At 58.2% G+C, this 21,730-nt stretch carries 18 protein-coding genes and 1 pseudogene; 5 read left to right on the top strand and 14 right to left on the bottom strand.

Features of this window, described 5'->3' with window-relative positions; genetic code table 11:
• Position 1: 1 nt before the first annotated feature.
• Together ACW8F6_RS07925 and ACW8F6_RS07920 are read right to left on the bottom strand one after the other, a co-directional pair.
• Complete coding sequence (locus ACW8F6_RS07925; RefSeq protein WP_491575363.1) at positions 2 to 991, bottom strand: helix-turn-helix domain-containing protein; 990 nt, start codon at positions 989 to 991, stop codon at positions 2 to 4.
• Positions 991 to 1,890, bottom strand: a complete 900-nt coding sequence (locus ACW8F6_RS07920) for a GGDEF domain-containing protein (protein WP_491575314.1) — start codon at positions 1,888 to 1,890, stop codon at positions 991 to 993. The genes ACW8F6_RS07925 and ACW8F6_RS07920 overlap by 1 nt, the downstream gene beginning before the upstream one ends.
• Before the next feature lie 177 nt (positions 1,891 to 2,067).
• On the opposite strand from ACW8F6_RS07920, the gene ACW8F6_RS07915 reads away from it, so the two are divergent.
• From ACW8F6_RS07915 to egtD, 4 genes and pseudogenes are all read left to right on the top strand, one after another.
• Positions 2,068 to 4,632, top strand: coding sequence for a TonB-dependent receptor (locus ACW8F6_RS07915; protein WP_491575313.1), 2,565 nt, complete (start codon positions 2,068 to 2,070; stop codon positions 4,630 to 4,632).
• A 30-nt stretch (positions 4,633 to 4,662) separates the two neighbouring features.
• Positions 4,663 to 6,516 (top strand): annotated as a pseudogene (locus ACW8F6_RS07910) (phytase).
• A gap of 372 nt (positions 6,517 to 6,888) precedes the next feature.
• The gene (egtB, locus tag ACW8F6_RS07905) at positions 6,889 to 8,121 is read left to right on the top strand and encodes an ergothioneine biosynthesis protein EgtB (RefSeq protein ID WP_491575312.1); all 1,233 of its coding nucleotides are present in this window, start codon (positions 6,889 to 6,891) and stop codon (positions 8,119 to 8,121) included.
• Positions 8,121 to 9,110, top strand: coding sequence for an L-histidine N(alpha)-methyltransferase (egtD, locus tag ACW8F6_RS07900; RefSeq protein ID WP_491575311.1), 990 nt, complete (start codon positions 8,121 to 8,123; stop codon positions 9,108 to 9,110). The genes egtB and egtD overlap by 1 nt, the downstream gene beginning before the upstream one ends.
• Here the strand turns inward: egtD and ACW8F6_RS07895 are convergent.
• The 3 genes from ACW8F6_RS07895 to ACW8F6_RS07885 form a co-directional block, all read right to left on the bottom strand.
• On the bottom strand, positions 9,098 to 9,520 hold the full coding sequence (locus tag ACW8F6_RS07895) for a Rossmann-fold NAD(P)-binding domain-containing protein (RefSeq protein WP_491575310.1): 423 nt from the start codon (positions 9,518 to 9,520) through the stop codon (positions 9,098 to 9,100). The genes egtD and ACW8F6_RS07895 overlap by 13 nt on opposite strands.
• Before the next feature lie 79 nt (positions 9,521 to 9,599).
• Entirely contained in the window at positions 9,600 to 10,076 is a 477-nt protein-coding gene (locus ACW8F6_RS07890) for an EndoU domain-containing protein (RefSeq protein ID WP_491575309.1), read from the bottom strand.
• 325 nt (positions 10,077 to 10,401) lie between these two features.
• On the bottom strand, positions 10,402 to 10,986 hold the full coding sequence (locus ACW8F6_RS07885; RefSeq protein ID WP_491575308.1) for an acyl-homoserine-lactone synthase: 585 nt from the start codon (positions 10,984 to 10,986) through the stop codon (positions 10,402 to 10,404).
• A gap of 428 nt (positions 10,987 to 11,414) precedes the next feature.
• Between ACW8F6_RS07885 and ACW8F6_RS07880 the strand changes: the two genes are divergently transcribed.
• A complete protein-coding gene (locus ACW8F6_RS07880) occupies positions 11,415 to 12,380 on the top strand; it encodes a hypothetical protein (protein ID WP_491575307.1) in 966 nt (321 codons plus the stop codon).
• On the opposite strand, the gene ACW8F6_RS07875 is transcribed toward ACW8F6_RS07880, so the two are convergent.
• The 9 genes from ACW8F6_RS07875 to ACW8F6_RS07835 all read right to left on the bottom strand — a co-directional run bounded on the left by ACW8F6_RS07875 (position 12,360) and on the right by ACW8F6_RS07835 (position 21,725).
• Positions 12,360 to 13,094: a helix-turn-helix transcriptional regulator gene (locus ACW8F6_RS07875; protein WP_491575306.1), complete on the bottom strand. Its 735-nt coding sequence runs from the start codon at positions 13,092 to 13,094 to the stop codon at positions 12,360 to 12,362. The genes ACW8F6_RS07880 and ACW8F6_RS07875 overlap by 21 nt on opposite strands.
• Before the next feature lie 191 nt (positions 13,095 to 13,285).
• Positions 13,286 to 14,710, bottom strand: a complete 1,425-nt coding sequence (gene moeB / locus ACW8F6_RS07870; protein ID WP_491575305.1) for a molybdopterin-synthase adenylyltransferase MoeB — start codon at positions 14,708 to 14,710, stop codon at positions 13,286 to 13,288.
• Between the two features lies 1 nt (position 14,711).
• Positions 14,712 to 15,143, bottom strand: a complete 432-nt coding sequence (locus tag ACW8F6_RS07865; protein WP_491575304.1) for a M67 family metallopeptidase — start codon at positions 15,141 to 15,143, stop codon at positions 14,712 to 14,714.
• The gene (locus ACW8F6_RS07860) at positions 15,136 to 15,828 is read right to left on the bottom strand and encodes an ABC transporter ATP-binding protein (protein WP_491575303.1); all 693 of its coding nucleotides are present in this window, start codon (positions 15,826 to 15,828) and stop codon (positions 15,136 to 15,138) included. Before ACW8F6_RS07860 ends, ACW8F6_RS07865 begins: the two co-directional genes overlap by 8 nt.
• Positions 15,829 to 15,858: 30 nt before the next feature.
• A complete protein-coding gene (locus ACW8F6_RS07855) occupies positions 15,859 to 16,896 on the bottom strand; it encodes an efflux RND transporter periplasmic adaptor subunit (RefSeq protein ID WP_491575302.1) in 1,038 nt (345 codons plus the stop codon).
• Positions 16,897 to 16,947: 51 nt separating this feature from the next.
• Positions 16,948 to 18,117: an ABC transporter permease gene (locus ACW8F6_RS07850; protein ID WP_491575301.1), complete on the bottom strand. Its 1,170-nt coding sequence runs from the start codon at positions 18,115 to 18,117 to the stop codon at positions 16,948 to 16,950.
• A gap of 1 nt (position 18,118) precedes the next feature.
• Positions 18,119 to 19,279, bottom strand: a complete 1,161-nt coding sequence (locus tag ACW8F6_RS07845; RefSeq protein WP_491575300.1) for an ABC transporter permease — start codon at positions 19,277 to 19,279, stop codon at positions 18,119 to 18,121.
• Positions 19,276 to 20,238: a thiopeptide-type bacteriocin biosynthesis protein gene (locus ACW8F6_RS07840; RefSeq protein ID WP_491575299.1), complete on the bottom strand. Its 963-nt coding sequence runs from the start codon at positions 20,236 to 20,238 to the stop codon at positions 19,276 to 19,278. The genes ACW8F6_RS07845 and ACW8F6_RS07840 overlap by 4 nt, the downstream gene beginning before the upstream one ends.
• Positions 20,235 to 21,725: a nitroreductase family protein gene (locus tag ACW8F6_RS07835; RefSeq protein WP_491575298.1), complete on the bottom strand. Its 1,491-nt coding sequence runs from the start codon at positions 21,723 to 21,725 to the stop codon at positions 20,235 to 20,237. Before ACW8F6_RS07835 ends, ACW8F6_RS07840 begins: the two co-directional genes overlap by 4 nt.
• Between the last annotated feature and the right edge of the window lie 5 nt (positions 21,726 to 21,730).

Raw genomic sequence — 21,730 nt, 5'->3', positions numbered from 1 at the left:
ACTAGCGCAATTCGCTCGGCCTGGCGCCGGTCCAGCGTTTAAACGCGCGGCGAAAATTATTGACATCGCTAATGGAAAAAAAATCGGCCAGGCGCTGATTGGTCCAGCCCCGATCCACAATTAAATGCAGCGCCTGCTGGCCGCGCAGGGCATCCTGCAAGTGTTGAAAATGGGTGTGTTCGCGCCTGAGCCGGCGCTTGAGCGTGGCCGGGCTCAAATCGAACTGAGCCGCCAGCGCCTGCTGCGACAGGTCGGGTTGCCGGCGCAAGGCCCTCACCAGGCTGCGTAAAAAATACGGGCCGGCCGGCACGCGCGCCAGTTGTTGTGCGCACTGATGCAGCCAGGGCTCGGCATCCGCTTCAGCCTCAGTTTCCGGCACCGGCGCGTGCAAGAGCGCCATTGGCACAGACAGACGCCACAGGGGCCGACGCCACTGCACCTCCGGCCCCAAAAATTCCACCCCAGCGGCACACAGCTGGTTGGCGGACAGCGGCAGTTGCCACTGGGCCTGCACCCCCAATAACTCGCGCAGCCACGCGTGTAAGAAACTACTGCTGGCAAGTAGAAAAAAGCGCGCTAAATCTGCGCGTGCCAACCAACAGTGCAAATCGATATGAAAAAAGCCGCCGCTTTGGCAAGTGCGCACAAACACCTGGGGCTGCCACAGCCGATGGTAGGCCGACAGCCAGCGCAACCCGGTGGCCAAGCTCGGTGCACACAGCAGCGCTCGCGCCAATGGCTCTTCGCAGTAGAGTAAGCGTTGGCCCAAATGGCCGGCCAAATCGCGCTCGCCGTTGCGCGCTACGCCATCGACCAATGCAAATAATTGGCTCGGCGCGATGGGCGCTGCCGACTGCGCAAAGCTCGAGGCAAACAATCCTGTGCCCACCAGAAATCGGCCAGGTTGCGAATAACGGCCGGCCAAAATTTCGTACAGCTTGGCCGCAATGATTGGCCGCATGATGTTATCGTCTGCCGTCCACATGGCCATCACGCAGCCACCTGCGGGCGCGCCGCGCGCCGTTGCTGCAATTGTGCCGAGGCCCTGGCAAGCAGTGCGGCACCCGTTTCCCCTGTCCGCCGGCAGACCGGCGCCACAGTCAGCGACAACCCCAATTGCCGCTCGACCCGCGCGATCATATGGGCGCAAGTTTGTTGCGCCAGCGCTTCGGGCAGCCCCCACAGCAACAGCGCAAATCGATCGCCACTGAGGCGGCACACACAATCACTGCCGGTGAGTTGGGCCAGTAGGGCCTCGGCCAGGTCGCGCAGCAATCGATCGCCCCGAAGCGGGCCCTCGGTGCGATTCACACGGCGAAAATTATCCACGTCTATCAGCATTAAATTGAGCGCTGCATCGCGCTCTTGAGCCAAGGTTAACTGGTGCTGAAGATAGTCGGCGTTATAGCAGTTGGTGAGCAGGTCCACCTGCCGGTACTCGCGGTGAAAGGCCTCGCGGCTTTGTAATTGCCGATTAATCTGGCGCTGCTCTTTTAGCCACTCCAGCAAGCCGTAAGTTAGCACCAACATTGCCACCGGCGCGGCAAAGGCCTCCAGGTTTTGCAGCAGGCGACTGCTGTCCGGGTAGCCAATAAACTCGTCGAGAAAATCCAGCCAAGTGTAACCCCAGTAGACCCAGGTACCCACGAACAGAATGTGCGTCACCCGCCCTGCCGGCCGCGCGCACAACAACAGCAATAGCCAGCACAACGCCAGTGCACAGGCCAGGCCCTCACCTAACACGTCGCCCATATGCAGCACTGTTTTCAGTTCGCCCACCTGCAGTGCCAGCAGCGATAACACCACCGCCAACACCGGCACCGCCAGCAAGCGCTGGCCGTGGTGGCTGAGCATAAAGCGGCCGTAATGACGTAAGTAATATCCCAACATGGCGCCAGCCTAGCGCGGGAAAGGTGACAATTTAGTGACCAAACCCGCGCTGAGGCGACTGCTCATTGAGCTCATCAGACCCGGTCACTTAAGCGCAGACTTGGCGTGCAGGTGCAACAATTCTGTCATTCCCACAGCCTAGGGTGAGCCGCACTGACCAACCACTGAGATACCGTCATGCAAGCTCGCACTTTGAAACTTTCACCCCTCGCGCTGGCCTGTGCACTGGCCCTGCCGCACACACTGGCTGCGCAAACCGAAGGCCTAATTTCAACGACAAGCACGGCGCCTAGCGCGGCGCCCAGTCACGCCGCCGATACTGAACTGGAACAAATTATCGTTCTGGGCCAGGCCGGCTCGGCCAGCAAGTCGCTGCGCGCGCAGCGCCACGCGGACAACTTGATCACCGTCGCTAGCGCCGATGCCATCGGCGACTTTCCCGATGCCAATGCCAGCGAATCGCTGCAGCGTTTAGTGGGCATCTCCATCGAGCGCGACCAGGGCGAGGGCCGCTTTGTGCGCGTGCGTGGACTGGCCCCCGACTACAACGCCGTCACCATTAACGGCCTGCGCGTGCCCGCGCCCGAGGCCGGCCGCCGCGCCGTTGCCCTGGATGTGGTGCCCTCGGATCTGGTGCAATCGCTCACCGTAACTAAAGCCTTAACCGCCGACATGGACGCCGACTCTTTGGGCGGCGCCATCGACATCAAAAGCGCCTCGGCCTTTGATCGCGAGAGTCGCTTTTATAAAGTCAGCTCCGATGCCAGCTACAACAGCCTGACACAGGAAACCAGCCCCAAACTCACGGCCGCCTGGTCCGATATTTTCGCCGACGAGACCCTTGGCATCGCCTTGTCGGGCAGCTGGTCGGAGCGCAACTTTGGCTCGGACAATACCGAAACCGGCGGCGCCTGGGATTTTGATGAAACGCCGGCACGGCTTACCGAAGCCGAGGCGCGCGACTATCAAATTACGCGCACGCGCCAGGGTCTGGCGGCCAATATCGACTGGCACCCAACGGGCCAACAGCACTGGTACCTGCGCGGTCTACACAGCGAATTTTCCGACGCCGAGCAGCGCAACGCATTGCGCGCCGAGTGGGACGACGGCGTGCTGCCCGATGGCGAGCCGGCCACAGCCGCTAGTGCGCGCGAGCTTAAACAACGCACGGAAACTCAACACATTCAGAGCCTGACACTGGGCGGCGAACATCAACTGTCGCTCTGGCAGGTGTCGCTAGCACTGGGCTGGAGTCGATCCGATGAGAAAACGCCTGACCACCTGGAATCGGTGTTCGAGTCGGTAGAGGACTTGCCAATTGCGGTTCGCCAGAGCGAGCAACCGCAATTGTACGGCGACCTGTATCACTACAACGACTTCGAACTCGACAGCATCGAAGTGGCCAACAGTCGGGCCACCGATACCGACCGCAGTCTGCGCCTAGACGCCTTGCGCGACTTCGACTGGGGCGATAGCACTGTGACGCTAAAGTTTGGCGCCAAAGCCCATCGCCGCGAGAAAAACAATGACGAGCAACTCTGGTCGCTGGAAGATTTAGCCGAGGCCGGTGTTACCGAATCCCAGTTACAATTGTCGGCTCACCTCGGCGGCCCATTGGATTACAGCCTGGGTGAATTTGGCAACGGCATCAACGGCGCCAGCATTCACCAGTTGGTAAGCACGGTGGGACGTGACGGCTACGAAGATGCCGTGGAATCGACCCTCAACGACTTTAGCATCGATGAAGATGTCGACGCTGCCTACGTCATGCTGACCGGTCGCAGCGCACAGTTAACGCTGATCGGCGGCCTGCGCTACGAGGCCACGCACACCCGCGCGCAGGGCTACAGCTACGATGACACCCAAGAGGTAGTAACCCCTCGCAATGTGGACAGCGACTATCACCACTGGTTGCCCTCGCTCATTGCACGCTACGAACTGTCCGACGACACCTTGGTGCGCGCCGCTTACACTCGCAGTTTAGTGCGCCCGACTTTTGAACAGTTGGCACCGGGCCAACTACTGGAAGAAGACGACGGCGAACTGGAAGCCAGTTTTGGCAATCCGCTCCTGCAGCCGCTCACCGCCAATAATATCGACGTCAGTCTCGAACACTACCTCGGCCGCTTGGGCGTGGTATCGGCCGGATTCTTTTACAAAGACATAGATAACGTCATCTTTGCCTCAGACATTGCCGGCAGCAACGGCTATGAAAATTACGCCAAAGCCGAAACCTACATCAATGGCGACAGCGCCGAGCTCACCGGCCTGGAGCTGGCGCTGGTGAAACAGTTCGACGCGCTAGCCGCGCCCTGGAACGGCTTGTTGCTCAGTGCCAACGCCACATTTACCGACGCCGAAGCCAGCATTTCCTATATCGACGACGGCCAATCCCAAGCGCGCGCCATTCCCTTTCCGAGCCAGTCGGACAGCACTGCCAATCTGGCGCTGGGTTACGAGTCAGACTGGCTCAACGTGCGCGTGTCGGCCGCCTATAAATCCAGCTACCTGGTGGAGGTAGGCGAACTGGATGACGCGCGCTACGACAGCTACGAGGACGATCATCTGCAACTGGATTTTATTGCCAAGGTGCACCTGACGCCCAACCTGATGGTGTACGGCAACGCGCTCAACCTGACGGACCAACCCTACTACGCCTACACCCAGCAAACGCGCTACAACGCGCAATACGAACGCTACGGCCGCACCTATCAGGTGGGCTTAAGTTACACCGGTTTTTAAGGAGCCACCGTGAAGTATTCTTTATGCAAAATGTTGTTGTGTGTGCCGCTGCTGGCCTGTGCTGGCGGCCCACAGCTGGCGACCTTAGCTGCCGAGCACGCAGATGCCGCCATCGAGCGCTGGCCGCTGGCCGCTGGCACCCTAAGCCTCACCCGCGAGGGCCTGCACTGGCACACCCACGACGAGCAATTTAATTTACCCGGCGCGTTTGAAAGCCTGGATGTACGCGCGCCTTTCGCCGCGGCACTGGCAGAGGGTGGCCACCAATTACTGTTGCTGGAACTCAACGAACAGGGGCTGCACCTGCGCACGCGAGTGGAACTGCCCGATCAACTCGGCGACGCGCAATGCCTTTACCTGAGTGCACAATCCAACCACCTCTACAGTTTTGTGCAGGACAGTCGGGGCGCCAGCCAACAATGGATATTGACGCAGGCACAGCAACCGCTCGACCAGGCGCGTTTGGTGCGGCAATTGCCTGTGCCCTACGGCGTCGATTTGTGTGCCGCCGATGACGCCCGCGGCTGGTTGTATCTGCACGAAGAAGACATAGGCCTTTGGCGTCTACCGGCAGAGCCCGAAGCCATGCCCGCGCGCGCGCCGGTGCTGATGCAGGCGCCGCTCGGCTCGCTGGCCGACAATTTAGAACACCTGCGCACCACGCCGGCCGGCGCTGTCATCGCCAGCACCGAACAACAGCTGTGGCACCTAGCGCCCAGCAACACGCAACTCGACGCCAGCGCGACCACCGCACACTGGCGCCTGCCCTTCGCGCCCACTGGCTTAGTCGTCGAGTCGGGCGCGGCGACCCTGTTTAGCGGTACTGAGCGCCACAGGCAGCCCCTGCCGAGCATCGCCAGTACGCTGCCCAGCGTCGACCTGCTGCCCGTTGTCACCGCTCGAGTAGAAACAGCACCGGCGGCGAAATCCGGCGATGCCATGGATGACCCTGCCATATGGGTCAACAGCGAGAACCCCGCCCAATCGCGGGTACTGGGCACCCACAAAAAAGCCGGCCTGTACGTGTACAACCTGGCCGGCGAGGTCTTGCAGTTTTTCCCCGACGGGCGCCTGAATAACGTGGACGTCAGTCCCGCCCATCACGCCCCCAACCACGCCCTTGCGGTGGCGAGCCGGCGCGACGACAACAGCCTGGTGGTGTACACCATCAACCCCCAGGGCGAGGTGCACAAAGCAACGCAACTGGGCACACCGCTGCGGGAAATCTACGGCCTGTGCAGCGCCTATTACGACCAACAAAACCACATTTTTGTGAACGACAAGAACGGCGAGGTGCTGCACTACACCCTGCGCTATCGCGCGCACGATACCAAGATGGCCGCACCCAATAACCAACAACCGAACCCGTGGCAACTACAGCTCGAGCGACGCTTTAAACTGGCCTCCCAGCCAGAGGGCTGCGCGGTGGATACCCAGCGCCGCATCCTGTTCATGGGCGAAGAGGAACGCGGTATCTGGGCCGCCGATGCGCGCCCCGAAGCAGCTACCCAATTAGAACTGATCGCCGAAGTGGGTCGGGAGCTACACGCGGACGTGGAGGGCCTATCGGTGGCCACCCGGCGCGGCGATGGCAGCAACTTGCTGGTGGTCTCCAGCCAGGGCAACGACAGCTGTCTGATTTATTAGACGGCACCGCCCTACTCCTAGCTGGGTCGCTTTCGCGTCGGCCTGGACGGGCGCACAGGCATCGACGGCAGCAGTGAAACCGATGGCCTAGATGTTACCAGCGCGGCTCTGGGCGATCGTTTTCCCGGTGGTTTGCTAGTGGTACAAGATGGCCGCAACCTTATGCCCAACGCGGGCCAGAACTTTAAGTTAGTGCACTGGCAAGACGTGTTGGACACATTACAGATCGCGCCCTGAAGCACTCCCACCACCCGCGCCACCCGGCGCGGGATTTGGACGAATGTCGCAAGCCCAATCATCCGCGTGCGAGCCGCACGGCAAAATTCGTACCTGCGAGGGATAGTTAGCCAGTCACCTTTGTGTAACATGGCCTGAGCAAAGTGCGATACAGAGAAGGCAACGGCCGATAAAACAGACATAGCCGTACCAAAACTGCGCGCACCGCGCTCAAGCCAGCTAAACTGAATTTCGTGCGCGTCATTGCGCGCCGTGCTTGCAATGCGCCTGGGTGCTATTTGCTGGAGACTGGGTACAACCAAGTTTGTACAGCACCCCAAAAAATTTTTCACGCGGCAACGGGCCGCCACAACGCACGCTGTAACTTTATTTATGCACAACGCTGACACGCAGTCGCTGTTAGATCAGTTCAATCGTGTAAGAACCGTCACAGAAACCCTGTGTGCGCCCTTGATCGTGGAAGACTACGGCTTGCAGGCCGCCCCCTTTACCAGCCCACCCAAGTGGCATTTGGCGCATACCAGCTGGTTTTTCGAAACGTTTTTACTGCAACCCTACCATCCAGGTTACAAGGTATTTCAGCGCGAGTTCGGCGTGCTATTTAACTCCTACTACCAATCGGTGGGGCCGCAATTTACCCGCGCAGAACGCGGGCTGCTCTCGCGCCCTAGCGTGCAAAAGGTCTACGACTATCGACGCTATGTTAACGAGGCCATGCAGGCGTTTATGGCCTCTCCCCACTGCAGCACAGAACACCTACAGCGCGTGCAATTGGGCTGCCAGCACGAAATGCAACACCAGGAATTACTGCTCACCGATCTTAAATACTGCTTTGCCAAAAACCCGCTCCTGCCCACCTACAGCGCAGCGCCCCTGCCGCGCTCAACGGCACTGTCGCCCCAGTGGCACAACTTATCGGCCGGCCTCTATACCCTGGGTCACGACGACAGCAGTTTTTGCTTCGACAATGAACTGCCCGCGCACCCGGTGTATTTGCAGGCCTGCCAGCTGCGCGACACGCTGGTCACCAATGGCGAATACCTAGCCTTTATCGACAGCGGCGGCTACGCCGAACCGCGGCACTGGCTGTCGGACGGTTTTGACAGCGTGCAAACACACCAGTGGCAGGCACCGCTCTATTGGCATAAACGCGACGATCAGTGGTGGCACTTTACCTTGCACGGGTTGCAACCACTCGACCTAAACGCGCCCGTGTGCCACGTCAGCTATTACGAAGCCGATGCCTACGCGCGCTTCGCCGGGCGCCGTCTGCCCACCGAAGCCGAATGGGAGGTCGCGGCCCGGCGCCAAGACCATAGCGGCCAGTTTATGGACCCGAATTGCTGCCATCCGGTGCAAACAGCGCCGCACTGGCTCGGCGGCGTCTGGAACTGGACTGCTAGCAGCTACAGCCCCTACCCGGGCTTTCAAGCTGCGGCCGGTAGCGTGGGCGAATACAACGGCAAATTTATGGCCAACCAATGCGTGCTGCGCGGCGGCTCCTGCGCCACGCCTAGCGCCCAGGCAAGGCCCGGCTACCGCAATTTTTTTTACCCCAGCGATCGCTGGCAATTCAGTGGCATCCGACTCGCAGAGGACCTGTAATGCAGACCCAGGAACAGTTACTCGATGTATCTCAGCCACCCAGCACCATGCTTTCGGACGTGCTGGCCGGCCTCAGCCAAACCCCGAAGGCCCTGCATCCCAAATATTTTTACGATGAATACGGCTCTGAATTATTCGAACAAATTTGCGAGCAGCCCGAGTACTATATCCCGCAAACAGAAATCGCATTGCTGCACGCGCAAAAATCCGACTTTGTTGCCCTGGCGCCACAGGTGGATACCCTCATAGAATTTGGCAGCGGCGCCAGCAAAAAAATTCGTACACTCTTGGAAGATTTGCGCCCAAAGAGCTACCTGGGCATCGACATCTCGCGGGACTTTCTCGAAACAGCCACCAGCCAGTTGGCCGCCGACTATCCCTGGTTAAACGTGTCGGGGGTTTGCGCGGATCTGTGCGAACCCCTCCAACTGCCCAAGCTGCCAGACTGCCATAAACTCGGTTTTTACCCAGGTTCTAGCATTGGCAACTTCGAGCCAGCCGACGCCATTGCTCTGCTGCAAAATATGGCCAGGGTGGTGGGCGCCGGCGGTTCGCTGTTGATAGGCGTCGATTTGAAAAAGGACTCGGAGGTTCTCAACCGAGCCTACAACGACCAGGCCGGCGTGACCGAGCGCTTCAATAAAAACCTGCTCACCCGGCTCAACAATGAACTGGCGGCCGATTTTACGCCCGATAAATTTCGTCACTTAGCATTTTACAATGCCAATTTGGGGCGCGTAGAAATGCACCTGGAGAGCCTGACCTCGCAGACCGTCGCCCTGGGCGACTGGCGCTTTTCACTGGCCAAAGGCGAGCGCATTCACACCGAAAGCTCCTATAAATACGCCCTGAACGAGTTTCAAGATCTGGCGCGCAGCGCCGGACTGACGCCCGTGCAACACTGGACCGACAGCGATGGCCTCTTCAGCCTGCACTGGCTGACCACACCGAACAGGGGCGCAATCGAGCCACTGCATCAAAAAATATAGCGATAGCGCTCTTCCACTAGGCTGGGGCTGGTGGAGCCGCCCCAAAAGCTTTTTTCAATGTCGGGCCGATTGCCAAACCAGTTTTTTACCCGACTAAACATATGCACCGTGCTGCCCGCAGGATTGAGCACGGTGATATGAAAATAATCCTCGCCGTCGAACCTTTCGCATTGGTGAAAACCCAGTTGCACCGTTACGTCGCTATCGGGGCTTTTAATGGTCGCCGCCAGATCCTTCAGTATTTGCGCGTGTTTCTCGCGCAATTCGCGATTGGCCCAGGTGATCAGCATAGCGCTCATTTGCTGCCAACTGGCGCAGCCCAACGTATCGTAATCATCGGCGTATTGCTCGCCGTGCTTGGCTTTCAAGCCGGCCTCGCAATTCCAATTTTCTGCAAATCGAATACCCATTTCCGTCCCTCTCCTTAATTTTTCTTGGGGGCAGTTTACCTCGCAACGCCCCCTGTGCCGCGGCAAGCCGAGCGAATGATTACACAATATTTGGGTAGATAGAGGCAATTTCACCGCCCTGATAGAGCACAATGCACGACACTTTATTGATCTTAATCCGCGCCAATTGCTGCCCCACAATACCGGTGGAACGCATGGACCTTGGCTCTGTGGTCCAAGCTTCGCGCGAGGGCCTCGCGGAGTCCCTGGGATCGGTAAGCGCCTGCTCTGCCCAGCGAATGATGTCGGCTTCGCGCCAGTTTTTTGGGAACATGGACTTTAATTCCGGTCCACGCAGTTGGCCGCCCACCTGAATAGACACATAGGCGCGGTAGGGCTTATTGGCATTGCGTTTGACGGCATCGTCGCCGCTGATTTGCGTAATCACCATGCGGCCATTTTGCTGATTTTTACGGGCCTCCGAATGAAAGCCCGAGAAACTGTTGTCGCTGACCTCGCCGTCAAAAACGTGCGTAATAACGCTTTGCGGCAGTGAATAGCGTTTTTTTAGTGGCATAATTTTTCCCTCAATTATGATTGCACACTGCAGAATAACGCGACGATTGCGGCCAGTGGCGCACAGCCGTCGAGCCCTGCAGCCGGGCCAAGTGGTACGCCAATTGACGCGCCGAACCCTCGCGCTGGACAGTAAAATAGACTTGCTGGGAAATGTCGACCACTGAGCGGTGCACGGGACGACACCTATCGAAGAGAAGTGCAGAGGATACCGGCGCAAAGCCGGTGTTCTTGGGGCGCAGACGCTGACCAGCAAAGCTTCCCGCCATGCGCCCGTGCGCCCAGCAAACCGGCGCAAGGGGTACGCCGGTACCGCTGCCAAAAACTCAGTGGCGGGTGATGTTCAGCTTGTCGTCCACTTCAATCCAAAGCGCAACAGAGCGCTCCACACCAATCTGCAGCGATTTACCCTCGCCCATACGGCGTAAATTTACGCCCAGCTGGCGCAGTAAGCGCTCGCAGGCAACGGTGGTTACCGTGACGTAGGACTTCACATTATTGCGCACGGCAAAGTCGTGAAACGATTTCACAAGATCCAATGTGACATTGCCGAAGTTACCCTTTTCCTTTTCAGACTGGCCCTTGCGCACAGCAAAGCGACTGATCTCCCAAACGTCGTCGCAAATGGGGGCGGGTTCGCCCTGCAGCAATTCGGGAAAAACAGATTTCAGCATATAGTCGTCCGAGGTGGGCAGTGCGCGCCAGCAACCACACACTTCCTGCTCTTCATCCACAACGGCAATGTAATGTGCCGACAATTCATCGAAGGCATCCTGCTCGCGCCCATTGGTAGACGGGATATCCCAGTGCAGGCGATTAATAAACGTATCGTGTCTTAGCTTAAGAATACCGTCGATTACTTTGGCATCTTGTTTCGCATTATTTTTATGTGTGAATACTGTGCTTTTCATATCGATCCCGCCTCTTGTTAGGTGCGAGATCGAATATATTTTTCGGCTGCGGCCGCCAGTAGCTGTCAGAACATACACCCGGCATGAGCCAGACTTTTTATTCTTATAAAACAACGACTTAAACACGCAAATCCTTAGCCTGACAGATCTTACAGGCGGTCAATTCACTAAGTTGCTGCTACATATTTGCGCTGCGGTTTCGACGGTTTAAAATTATTTCTATCTGTTATTAGCGCAATAATTTTTACAATTATTTTTTACCTTCGCGTTACCTTCCAGGTTGGGCCCTGTGTCACCCTGCTAGTTTTGACAGCTACCGCAATTGACCACTTCGGCCAACAATGGCACTCAACAGAGCACAAGCTGCCCTGCTCTATTGGCAGACGAGTCCGCCAATGGCAACGCAACGCTGATAACAGAGGTATTCGTTGAGAATTCATAGCAACACCCCACTGCCCGAGAAAGTTTTAACCCAGGCGATGGTGCTGGCCATTACCTGTGCCCAAAAACAATCTGGCCGCGCCAGCGTAGGCTGGGTTTTGCTGGATGCACAGGGGCGGCATCTGCACTCGGAAGCCATACTCGCCGGCACCAATGCCCTGCGCTTAGCGGCGTCTATCATTCGCTACGCGCGCCAGTTGCATACTTTGGTTGTGACACTGCCGCCGTCAAACCTGCTGTTTGACCAACCCAGTCTGCGTCAAGCGCTAGACCATTCGAATTGCGCCTGCGTTGTGTTGGACGCAGCCTACGACACAGCGGACGAACCCGCGGAGTGGCGTGCGTGGCTCGATCAGTGGCGCGACAGCATTCACTTTCTGCCCACTAATCGCAGCGCCCACAGTGTTTCATCCGGCCCTAAGTCGGTACTCACTGGCTTGCGCCCTTGGGTCACCAGTATTTCGGCGGCCGATATGAACGGACGCGCAGTACCTCTGGGCCAGTTTTCGGATGAATTCGGGTTTAACGCCCATTTAAGCATTTTGGCGCAACAGGCCAGGGCCATTTTCTACTCGGAATTGCAGGCTGAGTTTGTGAAAAGCCTGCCGCAAGATAATCTGGCCAACGAAGCCCAGGAATTTTTTGAAATCAGAAGCTGTGAAACCGCCGAGGTGATTTTTCGGTTTTGCGCGGCGGAGCGCCGCTGTAATGTGTTGGTGTTCACCGACCTGACCCTGCAATCGCAACTGATGTCGCGCGGCCTGACCGACGAGGTTATTCACCACCTATCACTCAGGCCCAACGACACAGGGCCACAACCGCAGGAAGTCGCGACACTGCCAACACAGGATTGGCAGCTCAGTGAAAGCGCAATAATCGGCAACTGCAGTCGCCTGCAGCTTACGCGGTCGCACACTTACTGCGCCCGTCCCCTAGGGCAACGGCTTAACTAGACCGTACATAATGGCCTTGGCCACCGCGTGTTGACGGTTAGCGGCGCCCAATTTCTTAGTGGCGCCGCTTAAATGAAAGATTGCCGTGCGCTCGGTGACACTCATGATTTGCGACATCTCCCACGCGGTTTTACCTTCGCAGGCCCAAAACAAACTTTCCTTTTCACGCGGCGTCAGCGAGACCACCGGCGCGTGCCCTAGGTTCATCTTCAAGTAGGTTTCAAACAGGGAGTAGCCAAAATACTGTGCAAAGGGCAGCACATTATTCAGGCGCTTCTTAATGTTTTTTTCCACCTTGGTAGACAGGCTAAGAATACAAATTTCGCCGCTGGGTGCCTTCACCGGTACCGACAAACCGTCAATCAGCCCCTTGGACTTAGCCTCACCCATTATCTGCACCGCAATTGGATCGCAGTACTGATCCATCTGCATCAGTTTATTCCAGGTAATAGGCACGCTGTTTTCGAAACAGTAGCGCACCACTGGGTCGCTCTTTTGCAGATTATTTTCGAAGTAGCCGTCAAACCACTCATTGGGGTAGTTGGTCAAGGTGAATATTTGTGGCGCGCTTAAGGAAGTGGCGTTGCACACGCCGAACAGATAGTACTCTAGGCCACACAGCTCGGAAAAATTCAGGCATACATCTTCTATTTCCTGAATAGTTTCCAACTCTGCGAGTGAGGCCACCAATGCATGAAGCTTTTCAGAGTTCATACCAATCCCTTGCTGTTACTAGCTTATTTTTTTGAAGGCCGACGCCTTAACGCGAAGGGCCTCGCGGGAATTACGGCGGATGAATATCCGGGAACGCTGAAAAGACTGCCATAGCCACCCGGCTATCACAAGATGATTTTTTCGCAGATTGCGCGAACTCGCGCAAAAGTATGAACGATAGCTGCAAAGTATTACGCAGAGCAGTAGTCAGCCGTCTCGCTCAGACCCAGCCCGGGCATGTGTCCCGTACAGCAGGGGCAGGATGTATCGCGATGAATATTTAAGGTGCGGGTGCCCGCGTCCAGTGCACTGTAGGACAGGAGCTTGCCGATTAATGGCGTGCCAATATCCAAAACAATTTTAAGCGCCTCGATGGCGCAAAAAATACCGATGGCGCCCGGCAGGACACCGAGCACGCCCGCCTCGCTGCACGAGGGTGCCAAGTCGGCCGCCGGGGGCGCCGGATACAGGCAGCGGTAGCAGGGTCCGCGACCCGGCCAAAACACACTCACCTGTCCTTCAAAGCGAAAGACGGAACCGTGCACCAGCGGCTTACCCAATTGCACGCAGGCGTCGTTCACCAAGTAGCGGGTCGGGAAATTATCGGTGCCATCGATAATGACATCGTAATCGTTAAATATTTCCAGCACATTATCCGGCGCCAAGCGCAATCGGTGTTCGATCACCTGCACATCGGGATTCAGCTGTGCGATAAACGCCCGTGCACTGCTGGCTTTAAATTCGCCCACGCGCTCCAGCGAGTGAATAATTTGTCGCTGTAAATTGGATTCGTCTACGCGATCGTCGTCCACCACGCCCAGGGTGCCCACGCCGGCCGCCGCCAGATAAGTCAACACGGGGCTGCCCAGTCCGCCCGCACCGATGCACAGCACCCGCGCCTTTAGCAGCTTCACTTGGCCCGCCACACCTACCTCCGGCAAGTTGAGATGGCGCAAATAGCGGCGCCGCTGAGCTTGATTTAGGCTGGCCTCCTGCTCAAAGGGCAAGCCTGCGGCCTTCCAACCCTCAAACCCCTGGGCCAGATTTACCACCCGGTCATACCCCAAACTGCGCAAGCTGGCCGCCGCCAACAACGAGCGCACACCGCTGGCGCAATAAACGACGATGTCGGCGGATTTATCGGGCAACTGCCGCTCCACTGTCATCTCGAGGTAGCCGCGATCGATATGCAACGAGCCCTTAATAAAACCCTGGGCGCGCTCCTCGTCGGTGCGCACGTCCAGTACCTGCGGGCCGCTGGCGCTGGCTAAAGTCTGCGCCAAGGTGGCGGCCGCCATGGCGGGAATCTCGGCGTTTAATTTGGCCTTGTAGTCGGCAAAATTATTGCCGCCGGCAATGGCCGGCAGTATTTCAATGGTGTCGCGTTCGCCCACGGGCGTGGCCAAGCCCTCGAACATGCGGATATCGTCATTGTTGAGAAAAATATTTACGAATTTGTGCAGCTCGCCGGCCTCGTTAAACAGCTGCCGGCCAAGCCCCTGAAACTGCGCCGACAGTGATTGCAGCGCCGCACCCACAGTAGCGCCCTGGGTACTGATCTCTGCCGCGCCTTGGGTGTGCAGTTTTAACGGACCGGGTATCACAATCGTTGCCATGTCATGCGTCCTCTATGGAATCTTGCCACCAACCCTCTGGCCGGTAGCGCCAGGCCGTCAGGCCGGTGTGTGAATGTTCGTCGAGCGCGGCAATCAGGTGTACATAGCCTGGCCAGGGATTGCTATCGAGCCAGTCCTGACGCGAGGGCCGAGCCACGCCGCGCGGGTGGCTGTGAAAAAAACCGACAATATCCCATCCGCTGGCACGCGCCTGCTGGCTCGCGCGGTGCATGTCGTAGGGCGATAACACAAATTGCAAATCGCGATCAACGCGCGCGCGGTTGCCCGCCGGGCAAAAGGCCCGCACCGCAATCTGCGCGCTGCGCGGCTCGCCCAACAACACGCCGCAGGCTTCCTCCGGAAAACTAGCGCGCGCCGCCGACAGCAGCGCCGAGCGCGCCGCCTGGCTGAGCGCCACCGATCCATTAACCATCGATTGCCGCCTCGATAAATTGGCCCTTGTCCAATTGGTAGGTGGTTTTGGCGAAGCCGAGCGCGTGGGCATCGTGGGTGACCATCACGATAGTTTTGCCCTGCTCGCGGTTGAGCAGGCTTAAAATATCTAGAATTTCGTTGGAAGTTTCGCGATCCAGATTGCCCGTCGGCTCATCGCACAGGAGCACCGGCAAATCGGCAACAATTGCGCGCGCGATAGCCACCCGCTGCTGCTGCCCGCCCGACAATTGATTGGGGCGGTGGCTTGCGCGCTCGGTCAATCCCACCAACGCCAATGCCGCGGCCACCTTGCGGGCGCGCTGCTTGGCATCCATGCGCGTCAACAGCAACGGCAATTCCACATTCTGCTGCGCCGTTAAAATGGAAATCAGATTGTACTGCTGGAAAATAAAACCGATATTTTGTGCACGCCAGGCAGTCAGCTGAGCCTCGTTAAGCCCGTCTATGCGCTGCTGACCAAACCACAATTGACCGCCGCTGATACTATCGATACCGCCCAAAATGTTTAGCAACGTGGTTTTGCCCGACCCCGAAGGGCCCACAATGGCGCAGAAATCGCCCTGCCGTATGTGCATATCCAGTTGATTGAATATATGCACGCGCGCCTCGCAACCGTCGTAGTACTTATCGACACCGGTTAGGGTAAATGCGTAGTCTGTCATCGCTCTATCCTTTTTTGAGTGGCGCAGGGCTCAACCCTGAGCGCCGTTAAATACGACCTTGACGCCCATTTGCGGCAGAATTTTCTCGTCCTGCTGCGCAATTTTTATGCGCACTTTAATGGTGGCTTTAGCGCGGTCGGCGGTGGGAATAATGCGCATCACCCGACCCTCAAACTGCCAGCCAGGATAGGCGTAAAGTTCGCCCACCACCTGCTGATCTTTGTAAATTCGATCGATGAAGGCCTCGTTCACATCCACCACAATTTCCAGGGAGTCCATATCCACAATGGTGCACAGCCCGGTGCGGGTAAAGCCACCGCCGGCGGTACTGGGCGAAATAATTTCGCCCAGTTGCGCGGCCTGCTCGGTGACGACGCCAGAAAACGGTGCGCGCACGACAAAATCTTCCAGTGCACGCTGCTGCCGTTTTACCCGCAGCAGTGCCGCGCGATGCTGGGTTTGGGCCAAAGCGATATTATTGGTGACACTGTTCACGCGGTTTTCCAATGCCGCGATGCGGGCATCGTTGGAGTAACCTTTATTCGCCAACGATTGCTCGCGGGTGAGTTCGTCCTTGGCGGCCACCAGTTCGTACTCGGCCGACTTAATCGACAGCGCCAGGGCCTCGGCCTCGGCCTTGAGTAAATCCAGATCCACTGTGGCCTGGCGATCATCCAGGGTGGCGATGATCTCGCCCGCCTCAATGTAGTTGCCCTCCTCCACGCGCACGTCGGTAATCAAGCCAAACATTTTGGTCGATACCGTGGCCTTGCGCTGCGCCACCACATAGCCCGAGGCCTCCAACACCGCCGCGCTGCGAGGCGCCACCGCCGCGCGCTCGGCTTGCGATGCTTCGGTGGCGTCCGCACTGGCGGCGTTGCGAGCCTCGTGCGCCGGAGCGGCAGGCGTTTTTTTATCGTCGCCGTAGTGAATGTACGCCAGCACAGGCACCGATGCGCTCAGGGCGATAGCCAGCAGCCACAGGCGCCCAAAGGTGCGACGCTCCACGGGCGCACTGTCTTGGGAATCGCGTTTCAGTGTTTCGAGTAATGCTTGCCGTTTATCCACAATTTGCTCCTCTGCGCAACCTGTGCGCTTGCACAACCGCTTTCGATACCTTTACAGCGCCAAGCGATAGCGCGCCGCCTGCGTGGCGGGCACGAGTACCGCTAGCACACCCACTGCCGCAGACAGTAAAAAGGCATAGCTTAAAATTTTTGTATTCACCGTCAGCGCATAAGACAGCGAATCGAAACTGCTGCCGACAGTGGCGGTCAATACGCCATCAAACAGCAGGTAGGCCAACACGCCACCCAGCGCGGCACCCAGCATTGAACACAGCAGTGATTCAAAAACTATGCTGCCAAAGAGTGCCAAACGACTGAAGCCCACTTGGCGCAGCACCACCAGTTCGCGTTTGCGTGCGCGCACTGAAATGTGCATCGCGTTGTAGATGCCGGTAAAGGTTCCCATCGACAACAAAATAGCCAGCGGCCAGGCCAGGTAGGACACTAGGTTCACCATGCCCTCCGACTGCTTGGCAAAATAATCTTTCTCGCTTTGAATTTTCAGATCCAGGCGCACGTCCGCCGCCATGTACAAGGCCAGATCCACCAGCGCATTGGCATCGGTCAATTTAACCCGCACCGATTGATGTTGATTTTCGCGCTGATAAGCGGCCTGCACACTGGCCAGATCGGTCCAAATTTCCGATTCAAACAGGTAGCCCGTCAGTTGGAAGATGCCCACCACCTGCCAGTCCACACCGCCCAGCCGAAGGGTTTGCCCCAAATCAAAACCCTGCGCTTCGCGCGCCAACTTCCGACCCACAATAATTTCATTGGTACCGCGCCGATACATGCGCCCGGCCACCAATGCAAACCCATCGCGAATGGCGGGGCCTTGAGCCTCCAGGCCGCGCAAATTGACATTCATTTTGTCGTGCGTGTGACGTTGCACGGCGCCCACCATGACACTGGTTTCAGCCGACACCAGGGGTTGCTCTGCCGATACGATACCCGGCCCCGCGCGCAACAAATTAACCTGCTCGCGAGTCAACTGGCTGTTGAGTTCAACCCGCGCCTGCGGGCTCATAATGAGTGCCACATCCTCGGCGCCGGTATTGTCGAGCGCCTTGGAAAATCCCTCCGACATAGACAGAAAACCCACTAGCACCACCACCACCAAAGCCGTGGACAACACGATGGTGCCCGACACCCAATGGCGCTTGCGAATATTTCCCAGCGCCAGTAGACACAAGCGCACCAGCGCCGCTAATCCCATGTTCATATCAGTGCTCGCTGCTCAATGCGTGGATCGGTTTCATCGCCAGTGCCTGCAGGGCGGGCAGGCTGCACACCAACACGCCCATGAGCGCGGCGATGGCCAATAATTCGGACCAAACGTGTACCGTTAAACTTAAATTCGGCAGCAAATCGGGCAATTGTGTCGATACCAGATGATTGACGCCGAGCGCGCCCGCAATGCCGAGTAACAGTCCGCAAACTATGAGAGCAATGCCTTCGCCCGCCACCAGCAGTAGCACCCGCGCCCGATTGAAGCCCACCACTTTAAAGATGCCGATGTCGCGATTCTTTTCCCGCACGGCCAGGGTCAGGCTGCTGCCTACCACCAATATCAGCGCGGTAAAACACACCGACACCACGGCCTTAATGAGCAGGGAAATATCGCCCAGCTGTTTGAAAAACGCCGTGTGAAATGCCTTGTCGGAGGCGCTGGCCGTGCGCTCGGGGTAGCCCGAAAAAGCGGCATCGATGGCGATGGCCAATTGCTCCACATCCACACCGGGCAGCGCCGACACCACATAGGTCCCCGCCGTATCCACCCAGCTAGTGCGCGCTTCGTTCAGGTATTTGTAGTGCATTAATATGTAGTTGCGACCGCCGGCCTCGGCGTCGTTTTCAAAACTCCCGGCAATGGTAAAGGGCCAGAAGCCGTCGCCATTGGATGGCTGAAACAGGATACTTTTCAAAGGCACCGAATCGCCCACGCGCCAGCCGTATTTATCCATCAACGCCCGGCTCACCAACATGCCATTGGCGGTGCTGTAGAAACGCGCGAGATCCTCCTCGCTGGCGTGCATTTCGCGATGCTGGCGCACCCAGGATTTGGCATCCACGGCAAAGGCCATCAACATGTTGTTGGTCGTTTGGTAGTAGGCGCCAAACCAGGTGGCCGGGCTGACGTCGGCCACGCCCGGTAACTTGGCCAGCCGCTGTTGGTAGGCGATGGGCAATGGCTGGGTCATGCCCGATTCGTGGGTAATAATGAGCCGCGACTCCGCGTAGCTGTCGTCGCCACCAAACATAGAGAAACGCAGCGCGCCTAAAACACCGTACACCATAAACGCGATGGCGATGGTAATGACCAACAGCACACTGCGGGTGCGATGGGCGCGCAGCGAGGCCAGCACTATCGAGCACAGATTCATGCCGCCACCGCCTGTGTCGCGCCCGCCAACAGGCGAGCCAGGTAGCACTCCTGCGCGGGAATCACGCCGAGTCGATTGTTCATCATGTGAACCTGCGAACTGACAATCAATTGCACGGCCACCTGAAAGTCCGCTTCACTTTCAACGCGCGCGCCACTCAAGGGCGAAATGAGTGCGCCGCGCTCAAAAATGGCCCGCCACTGCGCCAAAGCACGCCCGAGTGCCTGCCACCAAATTCGCTCGGGCGTCGCGGCGGCGGCCTGCGCCTGCAGCTGAGCCGACAGCGCCGCAACGCGCGCGCGCACAGGGGCAAGCGGCTGCTGCATGGCCTGGCGCTCGGCCAGCTTGGCGTCGTCGTTGTAGTCGCGCCAGAAACTGGCGTACTGCTCAAAGAAATTTCCCGCATCTGCAATGGCCGCCGACAGCGCTTGTGCGCTCGCAAACATCAGCCCCAGTGCCGAGGTCATGTGTTGCTCCAATGTGCGCTCAGTTTTGCTCGCCAGCGCCAAGGCAATTTCGCTCGACACCTGAAACAATTGCTCGCTCACCGCCATGGCATCAGCGCCACCGTAGCGCACCCATTCAGGTTGATAGGCGATTGCCGCGACTGTGCCTTCGTCGTACCAGCTGAGTGAATTTGCATCCAACGCCTGCCCATCGAAGGCGTGGGCGCTGTAATAGGCATCGCGGCTTATCGGTTCGGGGTTGAGGTACTGCTGAGCCGCTTGATAGATATCGGCCTGCAACCGGTCGGCGTAGGCGCTATCGTTGAGCTTAAAGCGCAACCGCAGGTGTGGGCCACCCTCCCAGTAGCGAATGAAGAACCAGGCCTGCAATAGCCCTTGAGCTTGCAATCGACGCGTCTCCCGACTCAACCACTCGTTGATAAAGCGCAGGCAACGCGCAGAGTCCGACAGAAACACGTGCAAACTTATCCATTGAGCGCTTTGATCTTTCATAGCAATCCAATTTTGTAGTTGGCGCGCCGACTGAACCCCATCAGCACCTGGTAAATTAATTGGCCCGGCAAATTCAGGCCCTGCTCAATAATGCGCTCGTGAAACATGCGCACCGGTCTGGCAAATACACCCAGCGAGGTTGCCGCCAGCGCCAAATCCTGCGCCAGGCAACCGGCCTCCAGATGCAAACGCCGCAACGTGTCGCCTTCAAACTCCCGCTCGGCGGCCGACACATCGACGGTCATTAACACCGACAAGGTCATCGCTGCCATGTTGAATTTGAGCAGCTGATTCGGCAGCGCCGCTTGCAGCACTTGATCAATCGACAGTTGCTGCTCCGTTCGGCTTTGGCGCTGCAACTGCCGATCGTAGAGGGCGATATCGCCCGAGCTTCGATCCAACCACACGAAGTGCACTTGCACCGCACCTTCGCTCTGGTGGGCTGGCCGCTTCGCGTTCAAGCCGTTAAACCGCTGCACCAGCGCGGGCAAAAAAGACTCGCTCGACGCGCCGCTGCGCGGTGCAAAACCGAAGCTGTCGTTGCCGGAGTTCCGCTTTCGAATTAACTGCAGTATATCCAGCGACAGGCCGGCCTCGTCACTGTCAGAAGTGACAAGCGACGGCGCCGACGGCGCGCCGGAAGATGCGGCTATCGACGGCTGCACCGGGCGCTTAAACAGGGCGGCAAGCGCCGGCAATTGCGGGAAGCGCTGGTTTAAATCCTCGCGCGCCTGCCAGCAGGCCAGGCGCTGGGTTTGCACGGGCAGCTGAGTCAGCCAACGCGAGGGATCTGTGTCGCCGGGTGTGCAGCTCACGCCAAAGGCACAGGACTCCAAGGGATGCAATACATCGAGCGCGTCCAACCCGCGCGCGTCCAGATCCGAGGCCATTTCGCGCCAGCCCAGCAAGCGCACCAAGTGCTCGAACTGCGCCTTCATGCCACCCAATTCCAGGGTCACGGGGAAGGGCGTAAACTCGCCGTACTTGTCCGCCAGCTTCCAGTATTTAGCCACGCCGAAGAGCGCAAATTGTGCGCCTTGTAACAGTGCGTCGGCGTCGGCGAGCGGTGCCAGCTTTTCGAGCCCGTGGTAGTTGGCGTGGTATTCGTACAGCGCCGGCTCGCGCCCGCCGAGGGCGATCAATAAGCGATAGGGAAACAAACACCGCACCGAGGGCACCGGGGTGTGAATCTTGTAGGCATTGAGCGGCTCAAAGGTTTGCGGCGCCGCCAGGTTGCGCAACAACAGCGACAACTGTAGCGGCCAATCCCAGCGTTGCGCAGCGCGCCGGTCAGTCAGATAATCGCCCAGCGACTGCCATTGCTCAGGCAGGTCTGTGGGCAAACGCACAATTTGAGTCCGGCGCTCGCGCATCAGCGGTTGATCAATGGCACCGGGCTGGGGCGGAAAAAAAGCCGGCGCTTTAAGCGCATCAAAGCGACGATAAGTGCCCAGGGCCCAGGCTTGTTTGATCCCTAAAGTTTGCACAGTGC

Source organism: Simiduia sp. (assembly GCF_058345725.1).
This window is presented reverse-complemented; position numbering and strand designations above follow the sequence as displayed.

Coding starts and splice junctions, on each gene's coding strand:
- ACW8F6_RS07875 (WP_491575306.1), bottom strand. CDS start 13,094: ATGAACTCTGAAAAGCTTCATGCATTGGTGGCCTCACTCGCAGAGTTG.
- ACW8F6_RS07920 (WP_491575314.1), bottom strand. CDS start 1,890: ATGTTGGGATATTACTTACGTCATTACGGCCGCTTTATGCTCAGCCAC.
- ACW8F6_RS07860 (WP_491575303.1), bottom strand. CDS start 15,828: ATGACAGACTACGCATTTACCCTAACCGGTGTCGATAAGTACTACGAC.
- ACW8F6_RS07850 (WP_491575301.1), bottom strand. CDS start 18,117: ATGAACATGGGATTAGCGGCGCTGGTGCGCTTGTGTCTACTGGCGCTG.
- ACW8F6_RS07845 (WP_491575300.1), bottom strand. CDS start 19,279: ATGAATCTGTGCTCGATAGTGCTGGCCTCGCTGCGCGCCCATCGCACC.
- ACW8F6_RS07885 (WP_491575308.1), bottom strand. CDS start 10,986: ATGAAAAGCACAGTATTCACACATAAAAATAATGCGAAACAAGATGCC.
- ACW8F6_RS07840 (WP_491575299.1), bottom strand. CDS start 20,238: ATGAAAGATCAAAGCGCTCAATGGATAAGTTTGCACGTGTTTCTGTCG.
- moeB (WP_491575305.1), bottom strand. CDS start 14,710: ATGGCAACGATTGTGATACCCGGTCCGTTAAAACTGCACACCCAAGGC.
- ACW8F6_RS07890 (WP_491575309.1), bottom strand. CDS start 10,076: ATGCCACTAAAAAAACGCTATTCACTGCCGCAAAGCGTTATTACGCAC.
- ACW8F6_RS07915 (WP_491575313.1), top strand. CDS start 2,068: ATGCAAGCTCGCACTTTGAAACTTTCACCCCTCGCGCTGGCCTGTGCA.
- ACW8F6_RS07865 (WP_491575304.1), bottom strand. CDS start 15,143: ATGGTTAATGGATCGGTGGCGCTCAGCCAGGCGGCGCGCTCGGCGCTG.
- ACW8F6_RS07895 (WP_491575310.1), bottom strand. CDS start 9,520: ATGGGTATTCGATTTGCAGAAAATTGGAATTGCGAGGCCGGCTTGAAA.
- egtB (WP_491575312.1), top strand. CDS start 6,889: ATGCACAACGCTGACACGCAGTCGCTGTTAGATCAGTTCAATCGTGTA.
- egtD (WP_491575311.1), top strand. CDS start 8,121: ATGCAGACCCAGGAACAGTTACTCGATGTATCTCAGCCACCCAGCACC.
- ACW8F6_RS07925 (WP_491575363.1), bottom strand. CDS start 991: ATGGCCATGTGGACGGCAGACGATAACATCATGCGGCCAATCATTGCG.